Origin of the sequence: Micromonospora sp. NPDC051196 (genome assembly GCF_040682415.1) — a bacterium.
In the GTDB taxonomy this organism is placed as follows: domain Bacteria; phylum Actinomycetota; class Actinomycetes; order Mycobacteriales; family Micromonosporaceae; genus Micromonospora.
This window is the reverse complement of the sequence record NZ_JBFBAY010000018.1, coordinates 56,256-82,631: the sequence shown is the minus strand read 5'-3', so window position 1 is coordinate 82,631 and position 26,376 is coordinate 56,256. Positions and strand designations below refer to the sequence as shown.

The window sequence follows — 26,376 nt, the reverse complement described above, 5'->3', positions numbered from 1 at the left end:
GATGCTGACCGTTGTACGGCGCATGCGTGAAGTCCTTCAACGACACCCAACCCGCCCTCGGCTGCGCCAACGCACCCGACGACGACCACCGGTACTGCGACGGCAGGTTGCAGTTACCCGTAGGCGGCGGGGTCGTCGGCGGCGGGCTGGTGGGCGGTGGGGTCGTCGGCGGCGGGGCGGTGGTGGGTGGCGGGGTGGTTGGGGCTACCCCGCCGGTGCAGGTCACACCGTTGAGGGCGAAGCTGGTCGGCACCGGGTTGCTGCCGTTCCACGACCCGTTGAAACCGAACGAGGTCGAGCCGTTGGTCGGGATGCTGCCGTTGTAGTCGACATTGCGGGCGGTGACCGCCGCACCGCTCTGGGTCAAGGTGGTGTTCCAGAACTGTGTGACGCTCTGCCCGGCACCGAAGGACCAGGTCAGGGTCCAACTGGTCACCGGGTCACCCAGGTTCGTGATCGTGATGTTGGCACCGAAGCCGCCCTGCCACTGTGACGGCACCTCGTACTTCACCGAACAGCCGGCAGCCGCCGCACTCGCCGGCAACGCCACGATGGCCACCGACGAGGCCAGCAGCGCGACCCCGGCCGACGCCAGCAACACATTTGTTCGCCTGAATCTGGACATAGCGCAACCTCCCACCCGGCAAGACCACCTGGCATTGCCGGTCATCAATGTTAGGTTAACGTTAACAGCTGCGTCCGGTACATTACGGGAGCGCTCCCATCCCATCAAGGATGGCCGATGACAGTCGACTCCGTCCGAGCCATGATCGGCTGCCCCATCGCCCTGGGGAGCGTGGACAGGGCCGACGCAGCGCCGCGCCGGTCGCACAGGAAGGTGAACGTTCACTCTCGAAGGGCACGGCAGCGATGAGACACGTCAAGAGAAGATTCAGAGTCCACGCCGCTCGGGTGACCACCGGTGCCGTACTGCTGGCCTCGGCCGGGGTCGCCGTGGCACTGCCGGCCGGGGCGGCAGCCGCAGGCTGCTCGGTCAACTACGCGGTGTCGTCGGAATGGCAGGGCGGCTTCGGCGCCAACGTCAGCATCACCAATCTCGGTGATCCGATCACCAGTTGGACCCTGACCTGGAACTACAGCGCTGGGCAGCGGGTCACGGAGGCCTGGAACACCACCCTGAGCCAGAGCGGTGCGACCGTCACCGCCCGCAATGTCAGCTACAACGGCAGCATCCCGACCAACGGCTCGACCTCGTTCGGCTTCAACGGATCATGGTCGGGCAGCAATCCCGCCCCGACCAGCTTCGCCCTCAACGGCGTGACCTGCACCGGCGGCACGACCCCCACCACTCCCCCGCCCACCACCCCACCCCCGCCGACCACCCCGCCACCGACCGGCCCGGCGGACATCACTGTCAACAGCAACACCCGGTACCAAACGGTCGACGGATTCGGTGCGGCCACCCCGATCTGGGGCGGCACCTGGTCGACGTCGGACACCCAGACCCTGGTCGGGCTCGGCGCCAACCAACTCGGTCTGTCCATCGTGCGCACCGGCATCTCACCGGTCTCCGGTGAGTGGTCGACCCAGGTCAACGCCCTGCGTACGGCGAAGTCCTCCGGCTCTGGCGTGAAGATCCTCGCCTCGCCGTGGACGGCGCCGGCGGAGTGGAAGACGAACAACAGCCGGATCAACGGCGGCAAGCTGCGTACCGACCGCTACGCCGACTATGCCAACCACCTCAACAGCTACGTGCAGTACATGCGCAACCAGGGTGTGACCATCGATGTCACCTCGGTGCAGAACGAGCCGGACTGGCACCCGGACTACGACTCGATGGACTGGAGCGGCACCGAGCTGCGCAACTTCGTCCGGGACCACGGCACCCGGGTGCAGAACACCCGACTGATGGTCGCCGAAGCGGTGAACCTGAACTACACCTACACCGATCCGACCCTGAACGACTCCACCGCCCGCAACAACATCGGCTACATCGGCGGCCACCTGTACGGCACCGAGGCGTCGGGTCGGCTGCGGTCGTACCCGCTGGCCGACCAGCACAACAAGCCGGTGTGGATGACCGAGTGGAACCTGCACGCGGCCGACGGCAACGGCTCCAACATCTGGGGCAACCCCGCCAACCTGGCGGTCTGGAACGAGACGCTCGACGACATCATGCGTACGGTGCACCGGTCGATGGAGTCGAACTGGACCGCCTACATCTGGTGGTACGGCAAGCGTTACTACTCGTTCATCGGCGACGGCGAGGCCGCCTTCGGCACCACGGCGGGAGCACCCCTCAAGCGCGGGTACGCGTTCTCGCAGTACGCCAAGTACGTCCGCCCCGGCTACCAGCGGGTGGCCCTGACGAAGAGCACCAAGGCCAATCCGCTGGAGGTGACCGCCTACTCCGGTGGCGGAAAGACCACGCTGGTGATCCTGAACCGCTCGACCAGCGCGGTCAACAACGCCGTGATCCAGGTGCCGCAGAACGTCACCCGGGCTGAGCACTACCTGACCTCGCAGAACGCCAACGCGGCCAGTCAGTCGGTCGGTGTGAACGGCGGACAGGTCAGCGTCAACGTCGGCGCACGCAGCATTTCCACGGTCGTACTCACGCACTGAGCAATTCGCCTTGTGCCGGCTGCCCTGGCCCCATACGCCCATCCGCCCGGCACGAGATCCGTACAACTTCGGGGAAAGTGCTGCCTCGTCAGCCGGCGAGACAGCACTTTCCCCGAAACTGCTACCAAGGCGGGGTCCTCGTCGGCCTGGCGCACTGGTTCGGTGTCGCCGCCGGACGAAGGTCCTGGTCGGGCGTTGGCCGTCGGCGGGATGTCGGACCGCAGCGATGAACTGTCGTAGCCATCCGTCATGATCCTCCCGTCATGGCGGCGCCGACACCGGTCGGTGCGGCTTCACCACGCGCGGACGGGTCCGCGACGGGGCGGGGAGGACACAGGTGACGGACGCTGACGGGACCGCCTGGCGGGGGCGTAGCGTGCTGGCGGTGGTACCGCCCGCCCGGCCACGGAAGTTGGCGAAGGTGCCCTTCGTCGAGTTGGCCGACGGACGGCTACAGGGCGTGGTCTCCAGCGGCTCGGACATCGAACGCGTCTACGTCTCGTCCGTGGCCGCCGGCACCCACGCCTACCATTGCAGCACCAACAACAACCGGCCCTGCGGCGGGCTACGCGGCGCGCCCTGCAAGCATCTCGAAGCCCTCGCCGAGGAGGCCGTCCTCCAGTACGGCGTGGACCGGGTCGCCCGCTACCTGCGGGTCGACGCCGGTGACGGGGTAGGCAGCGGCAGCGACCTGCTGGCCCGGATGGACACCCGACACGAGCCGACCCCGGCCGCGGTGGTGTTCAGCCGGTTCCTGCGTCACCTGGCCTACCTCGAACTGCCGGACAGCACCACCGCGCTGCCCGAGTTGCACTGGTTCCCGGCCACCGGGGCGGCACGCTGATGCTGAGCACCCAGGTGGCGCAGTTGCAGCAGAGCATCCCGGCGGGCCTGGCCGACGCCGACGCGGTGGTCGCCGGCTTCGACGACGCCCTGGTCGGTGGATTCGCGCGGGTCGGTGACGAGGCCGCCGCCGCGCTGGCCGCCCTGGCCGGTGCGGTGGCCGGCACCCCGCTGCACGACCGGGTGGCCGAGGCGGTGGCCAAGGTGACCGCCGGGTCGTTCAGCCAGGAAGACCTCGCCAGCCTGGCCGGTGCCCGGTCGGCCCTGCTCGGCGCGGCCCACGACGCGCTGCTCGGCCAGTTCGACGCCGCCGTCGGGCGCGAGCGGACGCCGTGGTCGGCGCCGGTGGGCGTACCGGCCGAGGCCTCCGCGCCTCGCGGCGCGGCGCGGGCCTGGTTGCACGAGACGGCCGTGGCCGGTTGGCGCGGGGTCGACCACGACCTGCTCTCGGCCGTCGGGGCACCGGTCGAAGCGGCCCTGGCCGAGCCGGGGCTGCGCCGGCTGGCGGTGCTGCTCGACGGGCTCGCCGCCGAACTGCGGGCCAGCCTCCCGGTGGCCATGATGTCGCAGGTGCCGGCCCGCCGCTGGGCTGATCTGTGGTCCCGGGCCGTGCTGCTCGCCCAGGACTGGTCGGTCCCGGACGACGAGGTCGAGACGATCTCCGGTCGCCTGCTGCCGCTCGGCGTGGACATCCACGAGCACGGTACGGCCGTCGGGGTGCAGGTGCACGGTGTCCTCGAACCATCCGACGGCCGACCCGCCCGCCTGGTCCGTACCACGGTGACGGCCGCGAAGGTCGAGACGATCACCGGGCCGGCGGTGTGGCGGCTGTTGCAGGCGCATCCGGTCCTGCTGGCCGCGCTGGCGCAACGGCGGGCGGTGACCGTGACCGACCTGCCGCTGCGCGGCGGTGACCTGCGGTGGATCGACGGTCAGGCCCGGCCCGGTGAGCCGGCCGATCCGTTCGCCACCGCCCGGTTGCTGCTCGCCCCAGCGGTCGCGGCCGCCACCGCGCCGCTGGACCGACACCCGACGGTGATCGCCGAGCCGGTGCTGTTGGAGGGCTACACGGTGCGGCACGACGACGGACTCACCGTCGAGTGGGACGGCCAGCAGCTTCCGGTCGCCGTCGACCGGCTACCGGCGGCCGGTCCGCTCACGCCCGCGCTGGTCGCCGCCTCGTCGTGCTGCCTCGGGCTGCTCCGCTTCGACGGCGGTCGCTGGCTGGTGCAGCCGCTGGCGGTACGCGCCACCGTCAAACGCAAGCCCGTCGAGGCGCACAACGGTGACTGGGCCGAAGGGGTCACCGACCCGAAGGTGGCGAAGGCCGAGGCCAAAGCGGGCGACGCGGTGGCGGTGCTGCGCGAGCGGGCGGGACGGTTGCTGCGCCGATGACCGACTCCGACAACATCACCCCGGGTAACCTGGCCGCCGCCAACCGCCGCCAGGTGCTCTACTGGCGACTGCTGGGCCGCATCTTCGACCCGGACGAGCAGCCCGCCCTGGAATCGGCGAGCATGGCCGTGGTCGACGACCTGGGCCTGCCCGCCATCCTGCTGGACCCGACGGTGTCGGTGGACACCGTGGTCCAGCGTTTCCCGCAGCTCGCCGACGAACTGCGCGGCCTGCTCGCCGACACCGAGGCCGCTCCCGCAGGCGAGACCAACGCGACCGGCGAGACCAACCCCACCGGCGAGGGCACCGGGCCGCACCGGCCGGGCGAGGCCGAGGTACGCCGCGCAGCCCTGGTGTCGAAGCTGCTGCTCAACGTCTTCGCCACCGGTTCGGGACCGGTCAGTGCCGGCCAGTTGGCCCGGTGGCAGTCCGACGCGGGCTGGTTCGAGCAGGCCCTCGGAAGCGAACCCGGCGAGCTGCGCCGGCAGGGCACCGGGCTGGGCCCCACCCTCGCCGGCATCGAGGGTGACCTGGTGAACCGGATGCGCCTGCGTGAGGTGCTGGCGGATCCGGTGCTGGCCCGGCAGCTCACCCCCAGCATGTCGCTGATCGAGCAACTGCTGCGGGACAAGGCCAACCTGTCCGGGGTGGCGCTGGCCAACGCCAAGTCCCTGATCCGTCGCTTCGTCGACGAGGTCGCCGAGGTGTTGCGTACCCAGGTGGAGCAGACCACGGTCGGTGCGATCGACCGGTCCGTGCCACCGAAACGGGTCTTCCGCAACCTCGACCTGGACCGCACCATCTGGCAGAACCTGACCAACTGGAGCCCGGAGGACGAACGGCTCTACGTCGACCGGCTCTACTACCGGCAGACCGCCCGCAAGACGACGCCGTCGCGGCTGATCGTGGTGGTGGACCAGTCCGGGTCGATGGTCGATTCGATGGTCAACTGCACCATCCTGGCGTCGATCTTCGCCGGTCTGCCCAAGGTCGACGTGCACCTGATCGCCTACGACACCCGGGCACTGGACCTGACCCCGTGGGTGCACGACCCGTTCGAGGTGCTGCTGCGTACCAACCTCGGTGGTGGCAACGACGGGCCGCTGGCGATGGCGATGGCCCGCCCGAAGATCGTCGAGCCGAGAAACACCGTGATGGTGTGGATCTCGGACTTCTACGAGTTCGACCGGTCCCAGCCGCTGTTCGACGGCATCGAGGCGGTGCACCGGTCGGGGGTGCGGTTCATCCCGGTCGGCTCGGTCAGCAGCTCCGGCCAGCAGAGCGTCAACCCCTGGTTCCGGCAACGCCTCAAGGATCTGGGCACCCCGGTCATCTCCGGCCACATCCGCAAACTCGTCTTCGAGCTCAAGAGCTTCCTCACCTAGGAGAGACACCCCTCATGTCCGAGATGTTGCGTGCCCCCGCCGAGGTCAAGTACGCCGACGAACTCGACTACCTGGAGTCGGTCGACACCGGCGCCAAGCCGTACTCGTGGCGGCTGAGCCCGCGCATGGTCCGGCTGTTCGTCCTGGGCTCGGAACGCGCCGACGGCCTCGACCGGGACATCCCGCAGAAGTGGTTCGGTGATCGCAGCTTCGTCGAGCGCAGCATCGTCACGCTGGCCTCGGATCGGGGTCTGCTGCTCATCGGTGATCCGGGCACCGGCAAGAGCTGGCTCGCCGAGCTGCTGGCCGCGGCGATCTGCCGCAACTCGACCCTCGTCGTGCAGGGCACCGCCGGCACCACCGAGGACCACATCAAGTACTCGTGGAACGTCTCCATGGTCATCGCCAAGGGGCAGTCCCGCGAGTCGATGATCCCGTCGCCGATCATGACGGCGATGGAGCAGGGCGTGCTCGGCCGCTTCGAGGAGTTGACCCGCTCGACCAGCGACGTGCAGGACGCGTTGATCTCCATCCTGTCGGAGAAGTACGTCTCCATCCCCGAGCTCAACGACGACAACATCGTCTTCGCCAAGCCCGGATTCTCGATCATCGCCACCGCGAACAGCCGGGACCGGGGCGTCAACGACCTGTCCTCGGCGCTGAAGCGGCGGTTCAACTTCGTCCGGATCCCGGTGGTCACCAACAAGCGCAGCGAGGCGGAGATCGTCCGGTTCCGTACCGAAGAATTGCTCCGCCGTCACCACGTCGAGCTGGACGTGCCGCCCACCCTGCTGGACATCCTGTTGCAGAGCTTCGCCGACCTGCGGGCCGCCGCCACCTCGGCCACCAGCGACGACGACAAGCTGGAGTCGGCGCTGTCCACCGCCGAGCAGATCGGCGTGCTGGAGGACGCCATCCTGCACAGCCAGTTCTTCGGCGACCGCACCCTGCGCGCCGCGACGCTGGCCGCTTCGCTGGTGGGCTCGCTGGCCCGGCGTAGCCCGGAGGACCTGGCGATTCTCAACAAGTACCTGCACGCGGTGGTGGAGCCGCGGGCCAAGCAGGACGGCGGCGAGTGGAACGACTTCCTCGACGGTGGCCGCCAGACGATCGCCGCCCTGTCGTGACCGCTCCCGCCACCGTCGGCGCGTTCGGTGCGCTGCGGGAGCAGCTCACCGACGCCGCCGCCGCGTTCGCCGACGGCCCCGACGCCCTCGCCGACATCCTCACCGGCCTGGTTGACGACGTCGACCGGGCACTGGGTGAACGGCTGGAGATCTTCCCGGTGTGCCATCACTCGCCCGCCTCCGCGTTGGCCATGGTGCGCCGACTGCGCCAGAAACAGCCCCGGGTGATCTACCTGGAACTCTGCGAGGATCTCCAGCCGGTCCTGACCGAACTGCGCAACTGCCGGCTCCCGGTGGCGGTGCAGGCGTTCGCCTCCGAACTCGACGGCTTCCCCGCCGCGTGGGCTCCGCTGAGCGTGATCGCCCCGGTCACCGAGGCGTCCGCGGAATACCAGGCCATCGCGTACGCGCTGGAGACGCCGGGCGTGGAACTGGTGCTGGTGGACCGCTCCACCGACCACGTCTTCCAGTGGTCGCCGCGCGACGAGACACCGGTACCGGACGAGTCCGCGCCCGAGCAAGCCGGCGACGACGCCGGTGAGCAGGCCGCGCTGCACGGCGACGCGGTCGGCGTGGAGATCGGCGACCTGCGGCCTCGTTTCGCCGAACTGGAGGCGCACCTGCTGCATCACGGCAAGGTGCGGCACTGGTCGGAATGGTGGGACAGCTACGTCGAGCGGCCGCTGGCCGCCGCCGACCACGACACCTACCGGCAGGTGATGGTGCTGATCGGAAGTCTGTTCCGGCGGCTGCGTCCGTCCGGATCGCAGCGCACCGACCGCGACGAGGACCGCGAGCGTTACATGTGGACCAGGATCCGGCAGCACCTGGCGGCCACCGGCGTGGACCCGGCCGACTGTCTTTACGTCTGCGGGGCCTTCCACGCCGCCAGCCGGGTCGAACAGTTCGGCCTGGACTCCCCCGCCCCCGACTTCGACATCACCCCGCGCACCGCGACCAAGTGGCAGTACGGGCTGATCCCGTCCAGCCACTCGGCGATCGAGGCGCAGTTCGGTCTCGCGCCCGGGTCGGTGTCGATCGCCGCCGCCACCTGGAGCAAGGCGGTGAGCGCCTCGGGTGTGACGCCGTACCGGCTGGGCGGTCAGCGGGGCGCGACGAGCCGTAAGCGACGTGGCAAGCCGGAGGCCGTGCCGGTCGGGCCGGTCACCGACCGGCTCTCCGGCTTCCTCGCCGCGCCGCCGACACCGGACGGGCTCGATGAGGCGGAGCTGCGCAGTTGGTGTGTGGACATCGTCCGGTTGGCCCGTCGCAACGGGTATCTGGCCAGCACCGCTGACGCGATCGCGGTGTTCGAGACCTCGATCCTGTTGGCCGGGCTGCGCAACCGGGCCCGCCCCACTCCGTACGATTTCGCCGACGCGGCGGTGACCTGCATCGAGAAGGATGTCGTACCAGGCCGCCGCGACGTACGGCGGCTCTGCGAGATCCTGCTCGGCGGGGACCGGATCGGCCAGGTCGGCTACGACGCCCTGCCGCCGCTGGCCCGGGACGTGCTGCACCGGCTCCAGCCGCTCGGCCTGGACCTGGAGAAACGCACCGTGCAGCGGGCGCTGCTCGATCTGCAGGGCAGCCCGGATCTGGCCGGCTGCTCGGATCTGCTCTGGATGCTGCGGCATCTGCTGCCGCCGGGCGCGGTCCGCCCGATCATGGGTGAGCGTCGACTCGGCCACCGGTCGATCCAGGAGAGCTGGGATCTGGCGCTGGGTCGCCACCAACGCGCGTTGATCGAACTCGGCTACGAGGGGGTGACCGTCGAGCAGGTGCTGGAACAGCGCCTGCGGCGGGCGGCGCACGGCCCCGAGGCGACCGCCGTCGGCGCTCTCGCGGCGGTCGAGGACGCCATCCGGCTGCTGAACAGCCCTCGGCTTGTCGACGAGTTGGGCACCCGCGCGGTCGAGTTGCTCGCCGGCGAACGCACCGTCGACGACGCCCCGGAGGTGTTGCGTCGTATCCGCCGGCTGCTCGCCCACCACCAGGCCACGGCACCGAGGCTGCCGGCCTGGTGCGAGGCGTTCGTGACCACCGGGTACGCCCACTACTGCACGCTGCTGCCGACCGCGTTCGTCGATCAGGAGACCGGCGTACGGCAGGTCGGGGCGATGCTCGGCTTCCTGTTCAGCTTGGAAAGCCTGGCACTGTCCCTGGGTTGCGACCGGTCCCAGCTCGAACTCGCGTTGGCCCAGTCCCATCCGCAGGCGCCGCCCAAGGTCGCCCTGCTCTGGGCGGCCCACCACCATCTCGGGATGTTGCCCGTGGTCGAGTTGCGGGCCCGCTGCCGGGAACTGTTGTCCAACCCGCTGGTGGTGCCCGCGTTCCCGCAGTATCTTTCCGGTTTCGTGCACGCGCTGGAGCCGGTGCCGGGGCTCGCGCCGTTCGTGGTGGAGACGATGTCCACCGCGTTCGCCCGGCTACCCGACCCGGTGCTGCTGCCCTGGCTGCCCAACCTGATCACCGCGCTGCGCGAGCACGGGCCGGAGTTGGTGCCGTTGCTGGTCCGGGAGGCCGGGCGGACCTTCCCGGGCACGCTGTCCACGCTGGATTCCTGGGTGCCGCCCTGGTCGGGCACCGCCCCCGCTGTCGCACCGGCGGATGCGCAACGGCCCGTGGGGCAGGTGCACGGCCTGCTGGCCGATCATCGGCAGCCGGTGGACGCGGTCGCCGCGCTGCTCGGCGTCGAGGGCGGCTGGCAGAGCCCCGGCGACGGCACGGCGAATTCCACCACAGCCGCCCTCGTGCACGCCCATCCGGACACGGCCGAGGCCATCGCGACGTTGCTGCGCCTGCCGCGATCGCCCGTTCGGCAGGAGGTGCGGTAGCGGACGACCGATCGGGGCATCACCGACATCGCCCCAAGGCAAAGGCCATGTCGGTGATCGCCTCGAATCGGCGCTACCCAGGGATCAGCTCAGCGAGTCGGTCCAAAGTGTACGTTTCCGACCCGGCTGGCAGGTCCTCGGGCGCCTCGATGCCGACGAAGGTGACCGGCCCGTCGGGCAGCCGACCGTCCCACGTCCTGACCTCGGCTCGCGTACGCCACCTGTCGACAAGGTAGGACAGGGTGAGGTATCGCCGCTGCGTCAGTGCGCGTACCCGGTCGGCGGTGGTGTAGGCGTTGTCCTCCACCCGGTTGAACGACGGCCTTCCCGACAGGTAGAGGTGCAGCCACATGGCCTGCCAGCCACGCTCACCCTTGGCGAACACCATCGGCAACGCGATCCGGCCCGGACCGCGCAGGTCCGAACGCGCCCGCACGGTCCGGGCGTCGAACGGGGCGCCGCGCTGGTCTCGGCTGCGGGTCTGGTACCCGAACATCGACTCGGCTACCTCGTCGAACGACTCGCCGGCATAGATGTTGACCTGCGGCACCACGTAGTGCCCACGGGCCGTCAACGGCACGTCGATGAACTCGGTCGCACCGCTGGTCGCGTCGGTGATGTCGCCGGAGTGCACCACCTGGCCGTGGCGGAAATTCGTCCAGGACACCTGACCCGCGGGATGGAACTCGCCGTCGAGCAACAGCACCGACAGGTCGTAGTCGGTGCGACGACTGTTCTGACGCCAGTACATGAAGAAGCGCAGCAGGTCACCGGAGACCGACGCCCGCGATCCCCTCGGCAGCACCGCGAATCCGCCTTCGGTCGCCTTGCCGGACAGCGGCAGCGCGACGTCCAACACGTCCGGGTCCACCACCAGTGGTCGCTTCAGCTCCGGCAGCCTGTTGCTGATCTCGGCGTCGAGCAGCGACGACAACTCGGCCACCAGATCGGCCGGCAGCGGTGGCCGCCGGTCGGGACCGATCCACGCCTTGCGGGAGTGGTTCACGTATACCCGGGCGGATGCGGGCGTCAGCCGGTTGTCGACATGCTCGCGCAGCGAGAGCAGCACCCGGCCCGATGCGGAGCCGAGCGCACCGGTGATCGTCTCGACCACAGCGGTGTGCTGTGATGCCGACGCCGACCGCAGCAGCCGGTCCGTGGAGCGCAGCAGCAGACCCGGCGACGCCGACAACACCGATGCGGCCGAGACGATCGCACCGGAGCGGATCGCCGCCTCGGCACGACCGGCGAGGCTGGGTACCCGCCGCCGGCCACGGGCGACCGTGAACACTTCCTGCGCGTGCGGCCACTGGTCGTACTCGTGCGGGTGTAACCGTTCCCCGAGCCGCTTCCACCGCTCCGCGTAGCGCAGCACATCACCGAGCTTGTCCGGGCTCGCACCGACGACCTCGTCCAACGCGGCCAACAGCATCCGCCGCTCCGGTCGCCGGAAGGCACGGAAACGCGTGGGTGCCGCGAGGGACGCGTCCCCACCGGAAACCTGACAGGCGAGGCGCAGCACATCGGTGGTGGTATCCACGCCGACCAGCGGCCGGCCCAGGACGAGCCGGATCCCGTTGAGCACGGCCCGGTTCTCCCGTACCGGAATCGCGACCGGCTGCGCGCCGTCGCAGCAGGCGACCGCGAGTTCGCCGAGGATCGCGAGGTCCGCCTCGCCCAGCGGCGTCGAGCTACCGGCCAGCGCCAGGTAGAGCCGCGTCGCCTCCACCTCGACCGGGTCGCCCAGACGCAGCAGACGCACCCGATCCCCGGCCGCGCTGATCAGGTCGTCGTGCGCGGCCAACAGTTCGGCGTAGCTGTGCTGATAGGTCCCGTACGCCGGCAGGTCGAGCAGGTTCACCCGGCCTGAAACCACGGCGTCCCGCAACTGCCCGTCGGTCGCGGTGCCTCCACCGGCGAGCACGGCCGCCCGCAGCCGCTGCATCCAGAACTCGACAGTGTCCGGGACATCGTCCGGGAAGCCGAGGAAGTAGGCATTGTGCTGGACGTGGTCGCCGACCAGCTCACGCACCGCCGAGACGACCGTGGCGGCCAGGTCCATCGCTGGCTTCGGGGCCAGCGAGCCGATGTGCTCCAACAGCGCCCGCGACGCCGAGAAACCCACATCCAGTAGCGCCGCATCAAGTTGCCGAGCCACCGCTGTGCCGTCGCCGGCCGCACCAGTGCTCGCCGGCACGCACAGAGTCCTCTGAATGATCAGCTTGTCCAGCACGTGGTCCCCCGGTTCCGGTCGACTCCGGCAGCTGCCGGCCCGAAGCCGACCGCACGGTGGGTCGCCGGGGACTCGAACCCCGAACCTTCCGATCCAACAGGAGAAGGAAGCGCCCCCATGACCGCGTAGGCGGGGAGCGGACGCGCTAACCAGTCGGATGCTCTGTCCAGTTGAGCTAGCGACCCAGATGTCGATCATTGCACCAGCCCGGTCGACATGGCTACCGGGTTCCACCCGTGGATGGTGGACCACCGCCGGTGGTCTGGACGATCCGTGGCGCTCAGCGGGTCAGGTGGGTGGGCATGCTGGTCACCACGATGCCCGGATGCCGACGCAGGGCCCGCCGTAGTCGCTGTTCGGTGCGGTAGTGCAGCACCCGCTGCCAAGGGTGATCGACCACCACATCGGGTACGACGACGGTGAGGGTCAGGTCCGGATGGTGCAGGCGCAGCGCGCTGGCGTACCCGGCGAGCGGTTGAATGATCACGCGGTGCGGCGACAGGATGGTCTCCAACGGGATGTGGTCGCCCCAGGTGTTCCACTGCTCGCGGAACCGGTCGGCTTCCGTCCGTTCGGGGCTGACGTGCAGCGCCAGCGCCGGTTGACCGAGCGAGCCGACGTAGGCGAGGGTGCGCAGCGCCGCCTGGTTGAGCCGGGCCACCGGAACGAGGAACAAATGCCGTACCTGCTGCGGGACGACGGCGGGTGGCAGGTCCTCGGCCGGGTCCACGCCACGCGGATGATCGGGGTGCAGGCCGAGGGCCTGCTGGACATGGTCGTAGTGGCGGCGTACCCGGCGGAACAGGTAGATCAACAGCGGTACGGCGAGCACCACCGCCCACGCGCCGGCGGCGAACTTGGTGACCGCGGCGGTCACCAGCACGACCGCCGAGAGTGTGGCACCAACGGCGTTGATGGCCGCGCGTCGCCGCCAGCCGGGGTCGCGGTGGTGTCGCCAGTGGTTGACCATGCCCGTCTGGGAGAGGGTGAAGGCGAGGAAGACACCGACCGCGTAGAGCGGGATCAGGGAGTGCGTGTTGCCGCCGAAGGCAACCAGGATCACCGCTGCGGCGACCGCGAGCGCGATCAGTCCGTTGCTCAGCGCCAGCCGGTCGCCCAGGTGCAGGAAGCGGCGGGGCACGTAACCGTCGCGGGCCATGAAGTACAGCAGACGCGGCAGGTCGTTGAAGGCGGTATTCGCCGCGAGCAGCAGCACCAACGCCGTGGCGGCCTGGATGATCGCGTACCAGGGACCGGTGGGGAAGGTCAGCCGGGCCAACTGCGACAGCAGGGTCTGGTCGGCACGCGGCACCAGACCGTTGAGGTGGAACAGCAGGGTCAGACCGACGAACAGCACGATCAGAATGCTGATCATCCAGGTCAGCACGGTGCGGGCGTTGCGCCACGCGGTGGGCCGGAAGACCGGCACCGCGTTGGAGACCGCCTCGACGCCGGTCATCGAGGTCGCGCCGGAGGCGAAGGCGCGCAGCACGACCAGCAGACCGAGCCCTTCCACCGCGGGCGTCGGCGGCGGGGCCACGACGGTGAATCCGCCGGTCGCGGCCCGGACGAACCCGACGGCGATCAGCCCGAGCACGGCGACGAGGAAGAAGTACGTGGGTACGGCGAAGGCGTTGCCGGCGACCCGGATGCCGCGCAGGTTGCCGATCAGCAGCACACCGATGACCGCCAGCGCGATCGGCACCCGGTACGCGGCGAGGGAGGGCAGCGCCGAGGTGATCGCGGCAACGCCGGCCGACACCGAGACCGACACGGTGAGCACGTAGTCGAGGACCAGCCCGGCCGCGGCGGCCAGTCCCGCGCGGGGCCCCAGGCTGTCGCTGGCCACCAGGTACGACCCGGCGCCGTGCGGATAGGCCCGGACGGTCTGCCGGTACGACGTGCCGACCGCGACCATCAGCACCACCAGGGCCGACGCGATCGGCAACGACAGCCCGAGGGCGCCGCTGCCGGCGAGAACCAACACGGCCAGCATCGCCTCCGGCCCGTACGCCACCGAGGAGAGCAGGTCGGAGGCGAGTACCGGCAACGCGACGACCTTCGACATCCGCTCACGCAGGATCGACGCGCTGGTCAGCGGCCGGCCGAGCAGCAGCCGACGCAGTCCGCCGACGGCCCGCCCCTCAGCGGTGTCCTGCCGTTCCGCGATCGGGGTGGCAGTTAGCTGACCGGGCGAGTCCGGCAGGAACAGCATGGCGTCCCGGTGCGCTCCGCCGGCCGTCGAGGAGCGGATCTCCCCCGCCTGCGGGTCCACCGGCAACGCCCGTACCGTGTCACTGACCTGCCATCGCGCGCCGAGCCGGCGCAACACGCCGAGATCGGCCGGGGACAGCGGCGGTAGTTCGGCGGACGGGCTGAAGGTCGGCGACCCTGTCTCCTCTTCCGGGTCGTGCCCCGACCTGCCCACCATGCCTCCGCCCCGTCGGTGGTGCCAGCACCACCGACGATCCGCCCAATACGGATCTTCCGGAACGAGCTGGCCATGTCAGGATGGTGGATGTGACGTACGCGGCTGTTGAGATCGCGGAAAATCGTCCCGAGGCGTCGAGAACTGCCCAATCGCCGACGGGGACGTCCACGCGGTTCTCATCGAACCGGCCGGCGTCGTGAACACCGACTCCCTTACCGTCCGGTACCGGCCGACGTCGCCGCCGCCGATCTGTCGAACGGATGGACCGGGCGAACAGGCACGCGGGTCGACAAGGTCGAACGCGGCGCACGCCGACTCGACCGGTACTCGGTGATCCGCGACATCGCCGACGTGCTGCGCCTCGACCCGGACCTGCTCCTCGGCCCCGCCAATCACGAGCCACAACACCCTCAACTGGCCAGAATGCCGGTGTTACACCTGCCCAGGTAGGGTCTGCTGATGATCGACACTGGCATGCCCGGCACGCGCGCCGCACTCGCCGACGACCTGGCGACGCTCGGGGTGCGTCGCGGTTCGGTGCTGCTCGTGCACTCCTCCCTGAAGGCGCTGGGCTGGGTCTGCGGCGGCCCGGTCGCGGTGGTCCAGGCACTGCTCGACGCGGTGGGCCCGGACGGCACGCTGGTGGTACCGACGCACACGCCGGGCAACACCGATCCCGGTGGCTGGCAGAACCCGCCCGTGCCGGAGTCGTGGTGGCCGGTGATCCGGGAACACATGCCCGTATTCGATCCTGCCGTGACGCCGAGCCAGTGGATGGGTGTGATCGCGGAGACCGTCCGCACCTGGCCGGGGGCGCGTCGCAGCGACCATCCGCAGGCGTCGTTCGCGGCCCTCGGCCCGGCCGCCGAAGCTGTGGTCACCGGGCACCAACTCGACGAGATGCTGGGCGATCACTCTCCCCTGGGCGCCGTCTACCGGCTCGACGGTGACGTCCTGCTGCTGGGCGTGGGACATCGCAACAACACGTCACTGCACCTGGCCGAATACCGGGTGCCGGACCCGCCGCGCCGGCAGGAAAGCTCGGCGGTACGCACCGACACCGGTCAAGCCTGGGCACACTGGCAGGACGTCGCCACCGACGAAAGCGACTTCGACCAGCTGGGCGCCGCCTTCGAGACCACCGGCCGGGTGTTCATCGGGCAGGTGGGCGCGGCCGAGTGCCGACTGATGCGCCAACGTGCCCTCGTCGACTACGCCGTGGACTGGCTCGCAACCCACCGTACGGACCGCAGGCCCTAGCCTCTGCCGGGCGGTCGGCACTCATCCGAGCCCTGCCGATGGCTGGAAACCAAGCCTCTCAGCCGCCGAGGGTCGCGGTGATTCCGCCTCGGACCTCCGGCGCTCGCCGCTGACCCGGGTCGCCCTTCCGGGCCCGGGTGGTGACGAAACCGCTGGCCCCGATCGTCAGGTACAGCCCGCCGAACAGCCAGAAGGCAGCGAACAGGAAGCCCCGCTCGACGATCGCAAGGGTCATGATCACCGCACCGGCCAGCGCGGTCAACGCGTACCCGGCCCGAATCCCGTATGCGCACAGCGCGCCGACGACGAACGGCCCGACGATCCACAGCGCCACGCCCACCCATTCGAGACCGATCGATCCGGTGGCTGCCGAGAACGCGACCAGCAGGCCGGGCAGGATCACGAACGCCGCGGCGACGAGGCGCCACGACCGTACGGCGATTCGGCCGGCCCTCCGCCGCATCGCCCACGGCACGATCGTCGCCGCCCAGAGCAGAAGCACGAGCGGGAAGTAGTACAGGCCGAGTTCGCCGCCGGCGCACGCGAGCGCCGTGAGCACACCGGCGCCGACGAGGCCCGCCACACCGCGTGTCCTGGCGGGCAACGCGAACGGCGCAGCCGCGATGAGTGCCGGCAACAGGGTGAGCATCGCGAACCCGGGTCCGTACCGTTGCATGATGCTCTGCTCGTCCGGACCGGCCTGGGTCAGCTCCGACGGCAGTGCCGCGAACGGCAGCAGGATGCTCACGCACACGGCGGTCAGTACGCCGAGCGCCATCGCGGCCGTGCGCAGGCTCCGCCCGGCACGCGCTTCGCGATCCGGAGCACGATCCGGAAGTGCGAGCTCGTCGCGCGCCTGCCCCGCGACAGCTTGCGGGCTGCCGAGACCGGCCAGGGCCTGGTCGATGCTCCGTCCGCCGGCCAGGGCGTCGGCGAGGTGCGCCCGCACGTCCTCGACGATCTCTCGGACCGTGCCGGGCGGCGCGTCGGACAACTCCGCGCCGAGCGCTCGCAGATAGGTCTCCGCCGCCTCGGGTAGGGCGTCGTTGCTCATATTTCCTCCGCTATCAGTTGATCCACGTGCGGCTGGATGTCACGCCATACCGCCGCGAACACTCGCAACTGCGTCCGCCCCTGGCCGGTGATCGCGTAGTACCGCCGGGCATGCCCCTGCTCGGGGGTCGACCAGCGGGTCTCGACGCTGCCCGCCTGCCGCATGCGGGCAAGCAGTGGGTACAGGCTGCCCTCGCTCGCGGTCAGACCGCGAGCGGCAAGCCAGTCGGCCAGTTCCAAGCCGTACATGTCGCGCTGCGAGAGCAAGGCGAGCACGCAGTACTCAAGGACGCCCTTGCGGATGTTGGTGGTGATCCGCGCGCGCGTGTTGTCCATGCAAACAAGATACCTTGCGTAGCAAGACATCTAACAACGGGGGCGCCACATGTCAGCCCCTATTGCAAATGGTCATTTGCGCAAAAAAGTGTTTGCGTTAAGGTGTGCCCATGCCACCCTCGCTCGTCGCCCCCGGGCCGGAGCTCGACTCCGCCTTCGCCGCCCTCGGTGATCCCGTCCGCCGCGCCCTGGTGACTCGTCTCGCTCGGGGGGACGCCACAGTGGGCGAACTCGCCGAACCCTTCGACCTGACCCCGCAGGCGATCTCCCACCACGTTGGGGTCCTGCGGCGGTGCGGTCTGGTCGAGCAACGGCGCGAGGGCACCCGGAGACCCTGCCGACTCCGGGTCGACCAGTTGGCACGGCTCGGCACGTGGATCGACGAGCAGCGCCGCGTCTGGGACGACCGACTTGAAACCCTTGAACGGCACCTCACCGAGGATGGGATGGCCCGTTGACCGCCAGCGCAGAACTTCGTGGCGACGAACTGATCGCCCGGCGCCACCTTCCGGCGGAACCCGCACGCGTCTGGGCCGCCTTCACCTCACCAGTCAGCATCGCGGCGTTCTGGGGCGGTTCGCACGCCAGCGTGCCGCCGGACTCCGTGACCGTTGACCTGCGTCCCGGTGGAGAGTTCGCCCTCGACACCCGCGCGCCGGACGGCAGGACCCACCGGCTCCGATTCGTCTACGTGAGCGTTACCGCGCCGCACGAACTCGTGTTCGACGAGCCCGTCACCGGCCTGCGCACCACCATCAACGTCCGCGCCGCCGACGGCGGCACGGATCTCACAGTCCACCAGCGTCGACTTCCACCCGAGCTTCGGACGGCCCAGGCAACCGACGGGCTCGCCGCGATCCTCGACGCGCTCGCCGCACACCTGCGGCATCGTGACGCCACACCGGAACGGAGAGAACGATGACCCAGCAGACCCAGCGCCACCTCGTCGCGGAGTACTTCGAAGGATTCCGCACGAGCGACCACCCACGCATCCTGGCGACCCTCACCGACGACGTCGAATGGGTCATCCACGGCCACCGGACCACCTACGGCAAGGCGGAGTTCGACGCCGAGATCGAGAATCCGGCCTTCACCGGCAGCCCTGCCCTCGACGTCCAACGGATTCACGAGGACGGCCCGGTGGTCGTCACCACCGGAGAGGGCCACGGCACCAGCGTCGAGCACGGGCCGTTCCGGTTCGCCTTCAACGACCTGTTCACGTTCCGGGGCGGGCTCATCGCCCGCGTCGACTCCTACGTCGTCCCGCTGCCCTGAGTCGTTGCCGCACCCCGCCGGCCGGGCCGCAGGGATACTGAACCTTCTCGGCGGGCAATACATGAGTATTGCGCCCACCCAGCCAGTGACGCCCGGGTACCCGTGAGTGCAAACTGATGCCGGCCCTCACAACGCAGGTCGGTGATGGAGCGGACGATACAATTCGAGTCACGCCGGACACTGAGCAAGGCGGGCCGAAGTTCGTCGCCTGAGCAGGGTTCTCGGCCCTGATGAGACGGAGCAGGTCATCGTGACTGTGGCTGTTGGCGACCGGGTGCTGGAGTTTCATGAACTGTTGCTTCGCGTCGCGGGCTGGGTGCCTGACGCGGTCCTCGCCACAGCACGCGATCACCTCGCCGAGCGGCGGCTCGCGGAGGCGGCTGGGGTCATCCTGGCGGCCGGGGTCGGTCAACGAATGCCGATAAGCGCGGCAGGCCGGGAGCTGTTGGTCGCGCTCGTTCCCGGTCGGCGTACCGCCGAGTGGCCTGCCATCGCCGATGCCAGCACGGTGCCGCCGGATCTCGAATTCACACCGGAACGTGCCGATCCGGTAGGCAGCACGCCGCTGGTCCTCGATCTGACCTCGACGGTCGAGCAGCTCGACGGACCGGATCGGGCCGCCGTCGCCGCTGTGCGCGAAGTTCCCGGCGGGGAAGCCCTCTGGCGGTCCTGGCGTCGGGACACATCGGATCAGGCCCGGCCGGTCCGCGTCTATCTTCTGCTGGCCGGAGGCGACCCCAACGAGCTCCCGGCGGTCTGCGCACAGGTGCAGCGCGCCCTCGCCGACAGCGGTGTGGAGCACCCTCAGGTCGAGGCGTTTCACCACCGGACGGCCCTGCCGCGCTACCAGCAACTGGCCCGTGGCCGGTCGGCGCTCCTCTGGGCAGCCGCCGAGGCCCGGCCGGTCTCGGTCGCCCGGGTCTTCGACGCCTACCATCCCTCCACCGGGGGGCAGTTCTCCGCCGACCGCCCGACGATCTCGGACGGCGACGAGATGCAGCGCGTGCTGGACTACCTGGACGGCGGGTCCGTGCTGCTCGGCACCGAGACGCGGGAGACCGATCCCTTCGACGAGGGCGCCGGCCCGGTGGTGCCGTTGAGCTTCCGCACCGACGGGTGGTGGATCTGGACGGACGCGGTCGGGTACTACCTGCGTACCTATGCGCTGAGCCCCGACGACGAACTGCTGACCCACATCCGTGGGCGCGGATATCTCGTCCCCGAATCAGACCCCGTCGCCGAACACCGCGCCCTGGCCAGTCTCCTGTCCTGAGCGTCGGGCCGGCGACGACATCTCCATCGCCGCCGCCACGATGGTGTCCGTGACCAGTCGGCGGCCGGATTCGAAAACGGCACGGAGCGCCTCCGTGACAGCCGTCTCCAGCGGCGTCACCTCATCGAGATGCAGCACACGCGGGTCGACGCGGACGGCCCGTACGTCACCGAGACCGCCCACCACGATGGTGACCATGCCGTCGGTGGAGCGGCCGGTGGCCGTCGCGGCAGCGAGCCGGCGCTGAAGCTCCGCCTCACGCGGATCGGGTGCAGGTTGCATGTCGCGCTCCTCAGGGCTGCTCAGCCGACCGCCGACAGGCCACCGAACGTCGAGGCCGGAGCGGATCCGGTGAGATCGGCGAGGGCCAGCGTCCGCGATGCGGCGGTACGGGTCAGGGCGTACGAGAATCGGTGGGCCGCGCGAACCGTCTGCTCGGGCAGGTTCGCTGCCAGCTCGACGATGGCGGCCCGCACCTCGTCGGGGATGATGTGTCCGCGACGCAGCAGGTGCCGTACCGCGATCTCGCCGAGCTCCGGCGCGGAGTAGGCCGGTACGGTCCATTCCCGGCCGAACGCCTCCGCGATGCCCGGCACCGCAGAGCGCAGCGCGGCCAGACCGGTGGGCTCGCCGACGATCACGACGACGGGCCCACCCGGATCGGCCCGGACCTGCTCGACGAGCGCGCCGACGACCTCGGTGTCCTGCTCCTCGCCGGCGACCTCGACGATCAGAACTCCACCGGCTGCCTCCTGTAGCGCAGCCCGGATCAGGTCGCCGGCTTGTCCGGCCCACTGCGGCGCGAGCTGGTCCCGGGTGGACATCCGTACCTGTTGGCCGATCGGGACCAGCTTCAGCTCCGACAGCAGCATCGCGTACAGCCGGGCGAACTCGCGGCGTCCGGTGCCCGGCTGGCCGGCGATGACGATGTTTCCGGACCGGCCGTACGCCCGGCGGCGACCGTGCAGTCCGCAGAGCTCCACCACGGTTCCCCCGAGTGCTTCCCGTACGGACGGAGCACCGACCAGGGCGACGACACGCGCCCACGAGCGGGCGGCCGCCACGGCTTCTCGCGGGTTGGTGGCGACGTCCGGTTGTGTCGACTGCTCCATCGGCAGTTCCGCGAGGGAGACCAGTTCCGGCTCGATGTCGGCGGCGGTGAGCCGGTTGAGCTGGGTCTCCGTGGTTGGCGGCTCGGCGGCGAGGCGGGACGCCTGGTTGTTGATCATCGCCTCGAAGAGTTTGCGGGCCACCCGGCCGTTGCCGAACGTCGCGTTCTTCGGGATGCGCGTGAAGTAGGTGGTGAGGGCGTCCACCGCGTCGTCGGTCAGCTCGTAGTAGTGCTTTCCGCACAGGTTCGAGGTGATGGTGACCAGTTCCTCGACAGAGTAGTTCGGGAACTCGACGGTGCGCGTGAAGCGGGATGCCAGACCGGGGTTCGAGGCGAGGAACTGCTCCATCAACTCGGAGTACCCGGCGACGATGACGACCAGTTCGTCCCGATGGTCCTCCATCATCTTCATCAGCGCGTCGATGGCCTCCTGGCCGAAGTCCGGACCGGAGCCACCGGAGCCGGCCGACAGCGTGTACGCCTCGTCGATGAAGAGCACCCCGCCGAGTGCCTTGGTGACCAGTTCGGTGGTTTTGATGGCGGTCGAGCCGATGTACTGCCCCACCAGGTCGGCACGCGCCGCCTCGACCATGTGCCCCTTCGACAGGATGCCGAGCTCGGCCAGGACCGAGCCGTACAGGCGTGCGACCGTGGTCTTGCCGGTGCCCGGCGGCCCGGCGAAGACCAGGTGCCGGCTCATCGGCGGCATCGGCAGCCCCCGCCGCTGCCGCACCTGCGCCATCTTCATCAGGTTGATCAGCGCGGTGACCTCTTGCTTGACATCGCGCAGACCGATCAACGCGTTGAGTTCCTGTAGCGGACCACGCAACTCCTCGGATCCCTGGTCCTCGCGCGGCTCCCCTTCGGTGTCGTGCCGGACGGCCGGTTCCGGCACGGCTGGGCCGGCCGGTTGTCCGCCGCCGGTCAACGACTCCACGGTCAGCTGGGAACCCTCGGCCCGACGCAGGTCGGTCTTGCCGCTGTTGCGTACGACCGATCGCAGCAACGACACCGGTTCGCTGGTGTCCGCGTTGAAGCCGGTGCCGGCGCTGTCGAGGATCTCGCAGTCGGTGAAGTCACCGCCGCCACCGCTGGTCAATCGGACACCGTCGCCACCGGCCCGCCCCACCCGCAGCCGGGTCGCGGTAACCCTCGCCCGGTCCTGCACCAGCAGGCCGTCCCGCGCCGTCTCCCGGATCTCGGTGTCGGTCACCGTCAACTCGGCGTTGTTCACCCGTAGGCCCGCGCCCGTCAACACCGCCGACCGCAGGTCCAGGCGGGAGTTGCCGGTGGCGGTCATCGCCTCCGGTCCGGTGGCGGTCACCCGGACATCACGTAGGACGGCTCGGGCCCTGTCCGCGAGCGTCAGCAAGGGTGCCGCATTGCCGTCCAGGACCAGGTCGACACCGTCGACGGTGGCTGCGTCCCGCACCGCGATGCCGCCCGTCGAGTCCGCCCGCAGGCATCGCAGCGTCACCGTGCTCTCCCCGGTCATCACGGCGAGGTGCTCCGCCGTGCCGCGCACCGCCACGCCGTGCAGGTGCGGGCTGGCGTCCTCGGCGTGAATTCCGACCGGGCTGTCGGTGACGGTGCACTCGGTGAACTCCGGCCGCGCCCGGCCGCCGACGTGGACGGCCGTGTGACCGGCACCGCTGAACGTGCACCGGGTGAACCGAGGGGCAGCGCCGTCGGTGATGTGCGCCGACTGCACTGCGGCGCCGCTGAACGTGGAATCGCTTATCGTCACGTCGATCTCGCCGCGAAGGAACAGGTCCACGTTGGCGCTGTCCGACACGGTCAGCTGCCGGATCTGGGCGGTGGCGCGCTGCTCCACGACGATCGCCGGTTTGGCTGCGGCCGCCACCTCGCACTGTTCCATGACGAGCCGGGCTTCACCGTTGGCGCACACACCGTTCGCCTCGGCGTCCCGGACCACGCAGCGCCGCAGGGTCAGCGACCCGCGCTCACTGACCACCACTCCCGAGGTGCCCACATCGTGCACCAGGGTGTCCTCGACGGTGCTGGCCCCCTCGGAGATCACCACGATCCCGGCGCCCGACGGGGCTCGGACGTCACAGCCACGCAGGGCCAGCGTGCCATTCATCCGGGCGAGCAGCGCAGTCCACGCCGCGCCGGTGACGCGGCAGTCGTCGAGCGCCACCTCGCCGGCGTAGACGTCCAGGGCGGCCAGTTGCGGGTCGTCGCTGACCAGCGTGATGCCCCGCAACTGGGCGCCCTCGCCGCGTACGACCAGCACGCTGCCCTCTTCGACGTGCACCTCCACCGGGCCGCCCGGACCCGCGCTGATCGTCACCCGCTTGTCGAGCACCAGTGGTTCCGCGTACCGCCCGGGGTGAACGATGATCGTCGCGTCCGGTTCGGCGCGGGCGACGGCGGCACCGATCGTCGCGAAGGCACCCGGCTGCGGTCCTCCCACGGTCAGCACCTGTCGGCTCATCGGTCCTCACCCTTCTTGTCCAGGCCGGGCAGTACCCGGAAACGGCCATGAGTCGCGGCGGTGATCCGCGACGGCGACGGCGATTGTGACCAGCGCTCCAGGCTGCGGTGCAGAGCGGTGGTCGCCAGTTCGTCCAGCGACGCACTGTTCTGGTCGACCCGGCCGTCCGCGTCGATCTCGTTGGCGCCGATCTCACGGAGCATGATCGCTCCGCGTTGGCCGCTGGCGGGCGTCCGCATTTCGAGGATCTTGAAGCTGGTTCCCGGCAGGAACAGCACCCGGTTCTCGTTCCGGTCCTCTCCCTCCGGTTCGAGCAACGCCGTACGCCGGGCCGTCATCGACCAGATCAACAGGTCCGTGTCGCCTTCCTGGCCCTCGTGCGGCCGCGTCAGCGCGTTGACCAGCGACCAGTCCGTGACCAGCTTGCGGCCGCGGTACAGCGCCCACTCCCGCTCGTCCGGCGAGATGCGGAACACCGTGGTCCCACGGAACGACGGAAGCCGCGACAGGCCGGCAACGACACATCGGGCGAAGGGCACGTGCGGGCCGGCTGCGCCGGTCCGCAGGGCCGCGTCGACACGCTCGCCTCGGCGGGTGAGGTACAGCCGTACGGCTACCGAGTCGGCGAGCAGGTCGCCGGGCGAGGTGCCACCGGCCTGCAGACCGGGGTGCTCGGAGATGATCCGCGACACCGAGGAAGCCATCTGGTCGAATTCTCGGCTGAGCGTCCGGCGCAACCAACTGCGTTCCTCCTCCAGCGGCCGGGACGGCAGTAGTGCACTCGCCGTCGCGGCGGGAACGGGCTGGAAACGAATGGCGGGGGTGGGGGGTGCGTCTTCCTCGGGTGCCGCCTCGGTGGCTGGTTCCGTCGGCTGTGCCTCTGACGAAGCGGGGATGCTGGCCGTCGTTTCGACGTCGACCGGTAGGACGACGCCGGCCGACATGGACGGCGGAGCGATCGCGGGGCTGGCCGCAGGCGGTTCGACGGCCGGCACGGAGGGCCCGACCACCGCAGGTGGCGGCGGTACGGGCGGCACGGGTGGCACGATCGTGGCAGGCGGAGCCGGCACCGGCGGCGGAGGCGGCACAACGCGCGGCACAGGCGGGACCTGCGGCACAGGCGGGACCTGCGGCACAGGCGGGACCTGCGGCACGGGCGGGACGACTCCGGCGAGTGGTGCGGGCGGTATGAACGCGGCAGACGGAGCCGGCACGGGAGGCACGGGAGGCACCGGGGGCACGAAGGCGGCGGGTGCCGACGGCACCGGATGATCGACGTGCCCGATCGCGGCCATGCCGCGGGCGTACGGGGGCTCCGCGACCGGCGGCGTAGGCAGGCGCAGAGCAACCGTCCGATCCGGGTCGACCGCAGGCAACTCGACCACCGCTGCCACCGGCGCGACAGCCAACGGCACCTCGACGGTCGCAGTTGCCGAGTCCTCCACCGAGACGCTGCTCTCCGCACCGATCGGGGTGACGTCGAGGATCGCGTCCGCCCGGCCCGCCGGCCTGCTACCCGGAGTGAGCACCGACGCGGCCATCAGCGTCCCGCCCTGCCGCTCCGGCAGCCGCGCCGCGAGGTCCTCCGCCAGTTCCCGCATGCGACCGGTGCGCTTGGCCTCCGAGTCGTCGAAGATGAGCGAAACACCCTCCGCATGCACCGGCGTGCCGCGCACCCGTTCGGCGTTGCTGGGCTCGTCCACCGCGCGCACCCAGAGTCCCGCCTCGATCACCTCGACCACCGCGTCGGGGGCGTACCAGTAGACGCGGGAATCGATCTCCTCCGTCCAGCGCAGCGGCGGCCGGTGGCTGAGCACCGTCGGACGGCGGGCCCGGGTGTTCTCGTGTGCCCGCGGGGTGTATCCGAGTTCGATGGCGAACGGCGACCACCCCAGGGTGCCGTTCGGCAGTACGGTGCGGACCTGCCATTCACGCGATGTCCCGACCGGCACGCCGGTGTAGCAGACGACCGCGGCACCGAACAGGTCCGCCAACGCCTGCCCGAGCGCCTCGCCCTCGGGGAGCCTGACCTCGCCGTACTGCACGAAGCGAGCCCGCGGCCGGATGTTCGGATCGAGGTCGCGCCAGAACCGCACCACGTCATCCAGCGACAGCGGTGGCGTCCCGGGGCATCCCAGCAGCACCGTCATCGTCTCCGGGTCGCACGGGAGATCGTCGATCAGCTGCTGCCGGTGCCGGGCGACCGTCTCCACGTGCCGGGTGTCGTGGATCCACACGCCCCCTGGCAGGGGTTCGGTCTCGCCAGTGGCGCTCGTCGAACGGTTCTCGGTGACCGCCCGGTCCCAGGCCGGCGTCGGATATCGCTTGGCGTCCCAGCTCGGTGGACGGCCCGGCCGGAAGCGCACCCAGCCACTGTCGCGGCTCGAGTGCACCAGGAGCGCGCCGCCGGCACCTCGCACCAGGTCACCGTCGGGTGCGATGACGGTACGGTTCAGCCGTTCCGACAGCCACTGCCCGGCCATCGCCGCAGAGCCCCGATGCCGGCCGCAGGCCATCAGGCGGATGCCGCGGCGGCGCCGGGGCAGGACGTTCGCCATGGACTCCCAGGAATCGATGGCGAGACCATCGCCGAGATCGAGGACGACCACGTCGTTCTCCGCGTCCTCGATGATCGAAAGGGCGAGCGACTGCGCCTCGGCGCTGATGGTTTCGGGCGCGTGCAGGACCATCGCGTTGCCCACCATGTGCCGGACGATCCGTTCGGGGTCGTCTCGGCGGCGGCGTGCGTGCCAGATGGCGGATGCCATGTCGG

Annotated in this window: 19 protein-coding genes and 1 tRNA gene; 11 read left to right on the top strand and 9 right to left on the bottom strand. The window is 70.2% G+C overall.

The features are described from left to right. Positions 1 to 625: non-reducing end alpha-L-arabinofuranosidase family hydrolase (locus tag AB0M35_RS25670; RefSeq protein WP_363748480.1), on the bottom strand; the 625-nt coding region annotated here is incomplete at its 3' end. A gap of 245 nt (positions 626 to 870) precedes the next feature. Here AB0M35_RS25670 and AB0M35_RS25665 point away from each other — a divergent pair. The 6 genes from AB0M35_RS25665 to AB0M35_RS25640 all read left to right on the top strand — a co-directional run bounded on the left by AB0M35_RS25665 (position 871) and on the right by AB0M35_RS25640 (position 10,173). Further along, complete coding sequence (locus AB0M35_RS25665) at positions 871 to 2,586, top strand: cellulose binding domain-containing protein (protein WP_363748478.1); 1,716 nt, start codon at positions 871 to 873, stop codon at positions 2,584 to 2,586. Between the two features lie 376 nt (positions 2,587 to 2,962). Then, positions 2,963 to 3,430 (top strand): hypothetical protein, encoded by a 468-nt coding sequence (locus AB0M35_RS25660; protein ID WP_363748484.1) that lies wholly within the window; start codon positions 2,963 to 2,965, stop codon positions 3,428 to 3,430. Beyond that, positions 3,430 to 4,824: a hypothetical protein gene (locus AB0M35_RS25655; protein ID WP_363748476.1), complete on the top strand. Its 1,395-nt coding sequence runs from the start codon at positions 3,430 to 3,432 to the stop codon at positions 4,822 to 4,824. The genes AB0M35_RS25660 and AB0M35_RS25655 overlap by 1 nt, the downstream gene beginning before the upstream one ends. Further along, entirely contained in the window at positions 4,821 to 6,209 is a 1,389-nt protein-coding gene (locus AB0M35_RS25650) for a VWA domain-containing protein (RefSeq protein WP_363748474.1), read from the top strand. Before AB0M35_RS25655 ends, AB0M35_RS25650 begins: the two co-directional genes overlap by 4 nt. A gap of 14 nt (positions 6,210 to 6,223) precedes the next feature. After that, on the top strand, positions 6,224 to 7,336 hold the full coding sequence (locus AB0M35_RS25645; RefSeq protein ID WP_363748472.1) for an AAA family ATPase: 1,113 nt from the start codon (positions 6,224 to 6,226) through the stop codon (positions 7,334 to 7,336). Beyond that, positions 7,333 to 10,173 carry a DUF5682 family protein gene (locus AB0M35_RS25640; RefSeq protein ID WP_363748470.1) on the top strand — a complete coding sequence of 947 codons (2,841 nt, stop codon included), beginning with the start codon at positions 7,333 to 7,335 and terminating at the stop codon, positions 10,171 to 10,173. The genes AB0M35_RS25645 and AB0M35_RS25640 overlap by 4 nt, the downstream gene beginning before the upstream one ends. Positions 10,174 to 10,246: 73 nt before the next feature. Here AB0M35_RS25640 and AB0M35_RS25635 read toward each other — a convergent pair whose 3' ends face one another. The 3 genes from AB0M35_RS25635 to AB0M35_RS25625 form a co-directional block, all read right to left on the bottom strand. After that, a complete protein-coding gene (locus AB0M35_RS25635; RefSeq protein ID WP_363748468.1) occupies positions 10,247 to 12,406 on the bottom strand; it encodes a hypothetical protein in 2,160 nt (719 codons plus the stop codon). Between the two features lie 57 nt (positions 12,407 to 12,463). After that, a tRNA-OTHER gene (locus AB0M35_RS25630) sits at positions 12,464 to 12,591 on the bottom strand. A gap of 95 nt (positions 12,592 to 12,686) precedes the next feature. Further along, positions 12,687 to 14,837, bottom strand: coding sequence for an APC family permease (locus AB0M35_RS25625; protein ID WP_363748467.1), 2,151 nt, complete (start codon positions 14,835 to 14,837; stop codon positions 12,687 to 12,689). Positions 14,838 to 15,296: 459 nt separating this feature from the next. Between AB0M35_RS25625 and AB0M35_RS25620 the strand changes: the two genes are divergently transcribed. After that, a complete protein-coding gene (locus AB0M35_RS25620) occupies positions 15,297 to 16,097 on the top strand; it encodes an AAC(3) family N-acetyltransferase (protein ID WP_363748465.1) in 801 nt (266 codons plus the stop codon). 58 nt (positions 16,098 to 16,155) lie between these two features. Here the strand turns inward: AB0M35_RS25620 and AB0M35_RS25615 are convergent, their stop codons facing one another. Both AB0M35_RS25615 and AB0M35_RS25610 read right to left on the bottom strand, forming a co-directional pair. Then, positions 16,156 to 17,151 (bottom strand): hypothetical protein, encoded by a 996-nt coding sequence (locus AB0M35_RS25615; RefSeq protein ID WP_363748463.1) that lies wholly within the window; start codon positions 17,149 to 17,151, stop codon positions 16,156 to 16,158. Continuing rightward, on the bottom strand, positions 17,148 to 17,486 hold the full coding sequence (locus AB0M35_RS25610; RefSeq protein WP_363748461.1) for a PadR family transcriptional regulator: 339 nt from the start codon (positions 17,484 to 17,486) through the stop codon (positions 17,148 to 17,150). The genes AB0M35_RS25615 and AB0M35_RS25610 overlap by 4 nt, the downstream gene beginning before the upstream one ends. 110 nt (positions 17,487 to 17,596) lie before the next feature. Between AB0M35_RS25610 and AB0M35_RS25605 the strand changes: the two genes are divergently transcribed. The 4 genes from AB0M35_RS25605 to AB0M35_RS25590 all read left to right on the top strand — a co-directional run bounded on the left by AB0M35_RS25605 (position 17,597) and on the right by AB0M35_RS25590 (position 20,034). Next, a complete protein-coding gene (locus tag AB0M35_RS25605; protein ID WP_363748460.1) occupies positions 17,597 to 17,944 on the top strand; it encodes a metalloregulator ArsR/SmtB family transcription factor in 348 nt (115 codons plus the stop codon). Continuing rightward, positions 17,941 to 18,408, top strand: a complete 468-nt coding sequence (locus tag AB0M35_RS25600) for an SRPBCC domain-containing protein (RefSeq protein WP_363748459.1) — start codon at positions 17,941 to 17,943, stop codon at positions 18,406 to 18,408. The genes AB0M35_RS25605 and AB0M35_RS25600 overlap by 4 nt, the downstream gene beginning before the upstream one ends. Further along, positions 18,405 to 18,761 (top strand): nuclear transport factor 2 family protein, encoded by a 357-nt coding sequence (locus tag AB0M35_RS25595; protein ID WP_363748457.1) that lies wholly within the window; start codon positions 18,405 to 18,407, stop codon positions 18,759 to 18,761. Before AB0M35_RS25600 ends, AB0M35_RS25595 begins: the two co-directional genes overlap by 4 nt. Positions 18,762 to 19,011: 250 nt before the next feature. Continuing rightward, on the top strand, positions 19,012 to 20,034 hold the full coding sequence (locus AB0M35_RS25590; RefSeq protein WP_363748456.1) for a hypothetical protein: 1,023 nt from the start codon (positions 19,012 to 19,014) through the stop codon (positions 20,032 to 20,034). Here the strand turns inward: AB0M35_RS25590 and AB0M35_RS25585 are convergent. The 3 genes from AB0M35_RS25585 to AB0M35_RS25575 are packed head-to-tail and all read right to left on the bottom strand — an operon-like array spanning position 19,987 to position 26,371. Then, complete coding sequence (locus AB0M35_RS25585) at positions 19,987 to 20,316, bottom strand: YbaB/EbfC family nucleoid-associated protein (RefSeq protein WP_363748455.1); 330 nt, start codon at positions 20,314 to 20,316, stop codon at positions 19,987 to 19,989. The two genes, AB0M35_RS25590 and AB0M35_RS25585, sit on opposite strands and share 48 nt — an antisense overlap. A 20-nt stretch (positions 20,317 to 20,336) precedes the next feature. After that, positions 20,337 to 23,603 carry a right-handed parallel beta-helix repeat-containing protein gene (locus tag AB0M35_RS25580; RefSeq protein WP_363748453.1) on the bottom strand — a complete coding sequence of 1,089 codons (3,267 nt, stop codon included), beginning with the start codon at positions 23,601 to 23,603 and terminating at the stop codon, positions 20,337 to 20,339. Further along, the gene (locus tag AB0M35_RS25575) at positions 23,600 to 26,371 is read right to left on the bottom strand and encodes a hypothetical protein (RefSeq protein WP_363748452.1); all 2,772 of its coding nucleotides are present in this window, start codon (positions 26,369 to 26,371) and stop codon (positions 23,600 to 23,602) included. The genes AB0M35_RS25580 and AB0M35_RS25575 overlap by 4 nt, the downstream gene beginning before the upstream one ends. Positions 26,372 to 26,376 lie beyond the last annotated feature (5 nt).

Excerpts from the sequence above, each read along its gene's own strand:
- AB0M35_RS25665 (WP_363748478.1), top strand. The coding sequence starts at position 871 with ATGAGACACGTCAAGAGAAGATTCAGAGTCCACGCCGCTCGGGTGACC.
- AB0M35_RS25655 (WP_363748476.1), top strand. The coding sequence starts at position 3,430 with ATGCTGAGCACCCAGGTGGCGCAGTTGCAGCAGAGCATCCCGGCGGGC.
- AB0M35_RS25650 (WP_363748474.1), top strand. The coding sequence starts at position 4,821 with ATGACCGACTCCGACAACATCACCCCGGGTAACCTGGCCGCCGCCAAC.
- AB0M35_RS25645 (WP_363748472.1), top strand. The coding sequence starts at position 6,224 with ATGTCCGAGATGTTGCGTGCCCCCGCCGAGGTCAAGTACGCCGACGAA.
- AB0M35_RS25625 (WP_363748467.1), bottom strand. The coding sequence starts at position 14,837 with ATGGTGGGCAGGTCGGGGCACGACCCGGAAGAGGAGACAGGGTCGCCG.
- AB0M35_RS25620 (WP_363748465.1), top strand. The coding sequence starts at position 15,297 with ATGATCGACACTGGCATGCCCGGCACGCGCGCCGCACTCGCCGACGAC.
- AB0M35_RS25615 (WP_363748463.1), bottom strand. The coding sequence starts at position 17,151 with ATGAGCAACGACGCCCTACCCGAGGCGGCGGAGACCTATCTGCGAGCG.
- AB0M35_RS25610 (WP_363748461.1), bottom strand. The coding sequence starts at position 17,486 with ATGGACAACACGCGCGCGCGGATCACCACCAACATCCGCAAGGGCGTC.
- AB0M35_RS25605 (WP_363748460.1), top strand. The coding sequence starts at position 17,597 with ATGCCACCCTCGCTCGTCGCCCCCGGGCCGGAGCTCGACTCCGCCTTC.
- AB0M35_RS25595 (WP_363748457.1), top strand. The coding sequence starts at position 18,405 with ATGACCCAGCAGACCCAGCGCCACCTCGTCGCGGAGTACTTCGAAGGA.
- AB0M35_RS25585 (WP_363748455.1), bottom strand. The coding sequence starts at position 20,316 with ATGCAACCTGCACCCGATCCGCGTGAGGCGGAGCTTCAGCGCCGGCTC.
- AB0M35_RS25580 (WP_363748453.1), bottom strand. The coding sequence starts at position 23,603 with ATGAGCCGACAGGTGCTGACCGTGGGAGGACCGCAGCCGGGTGCCTTC.
- AB0M35_RS25575 (WP_363748452.1), bottom strand. The coding sequence starts at position 26,371 with ATGGCATCCGCCATCTGGCACGCACGCCGCCGCCGAGACGACCCCGAA.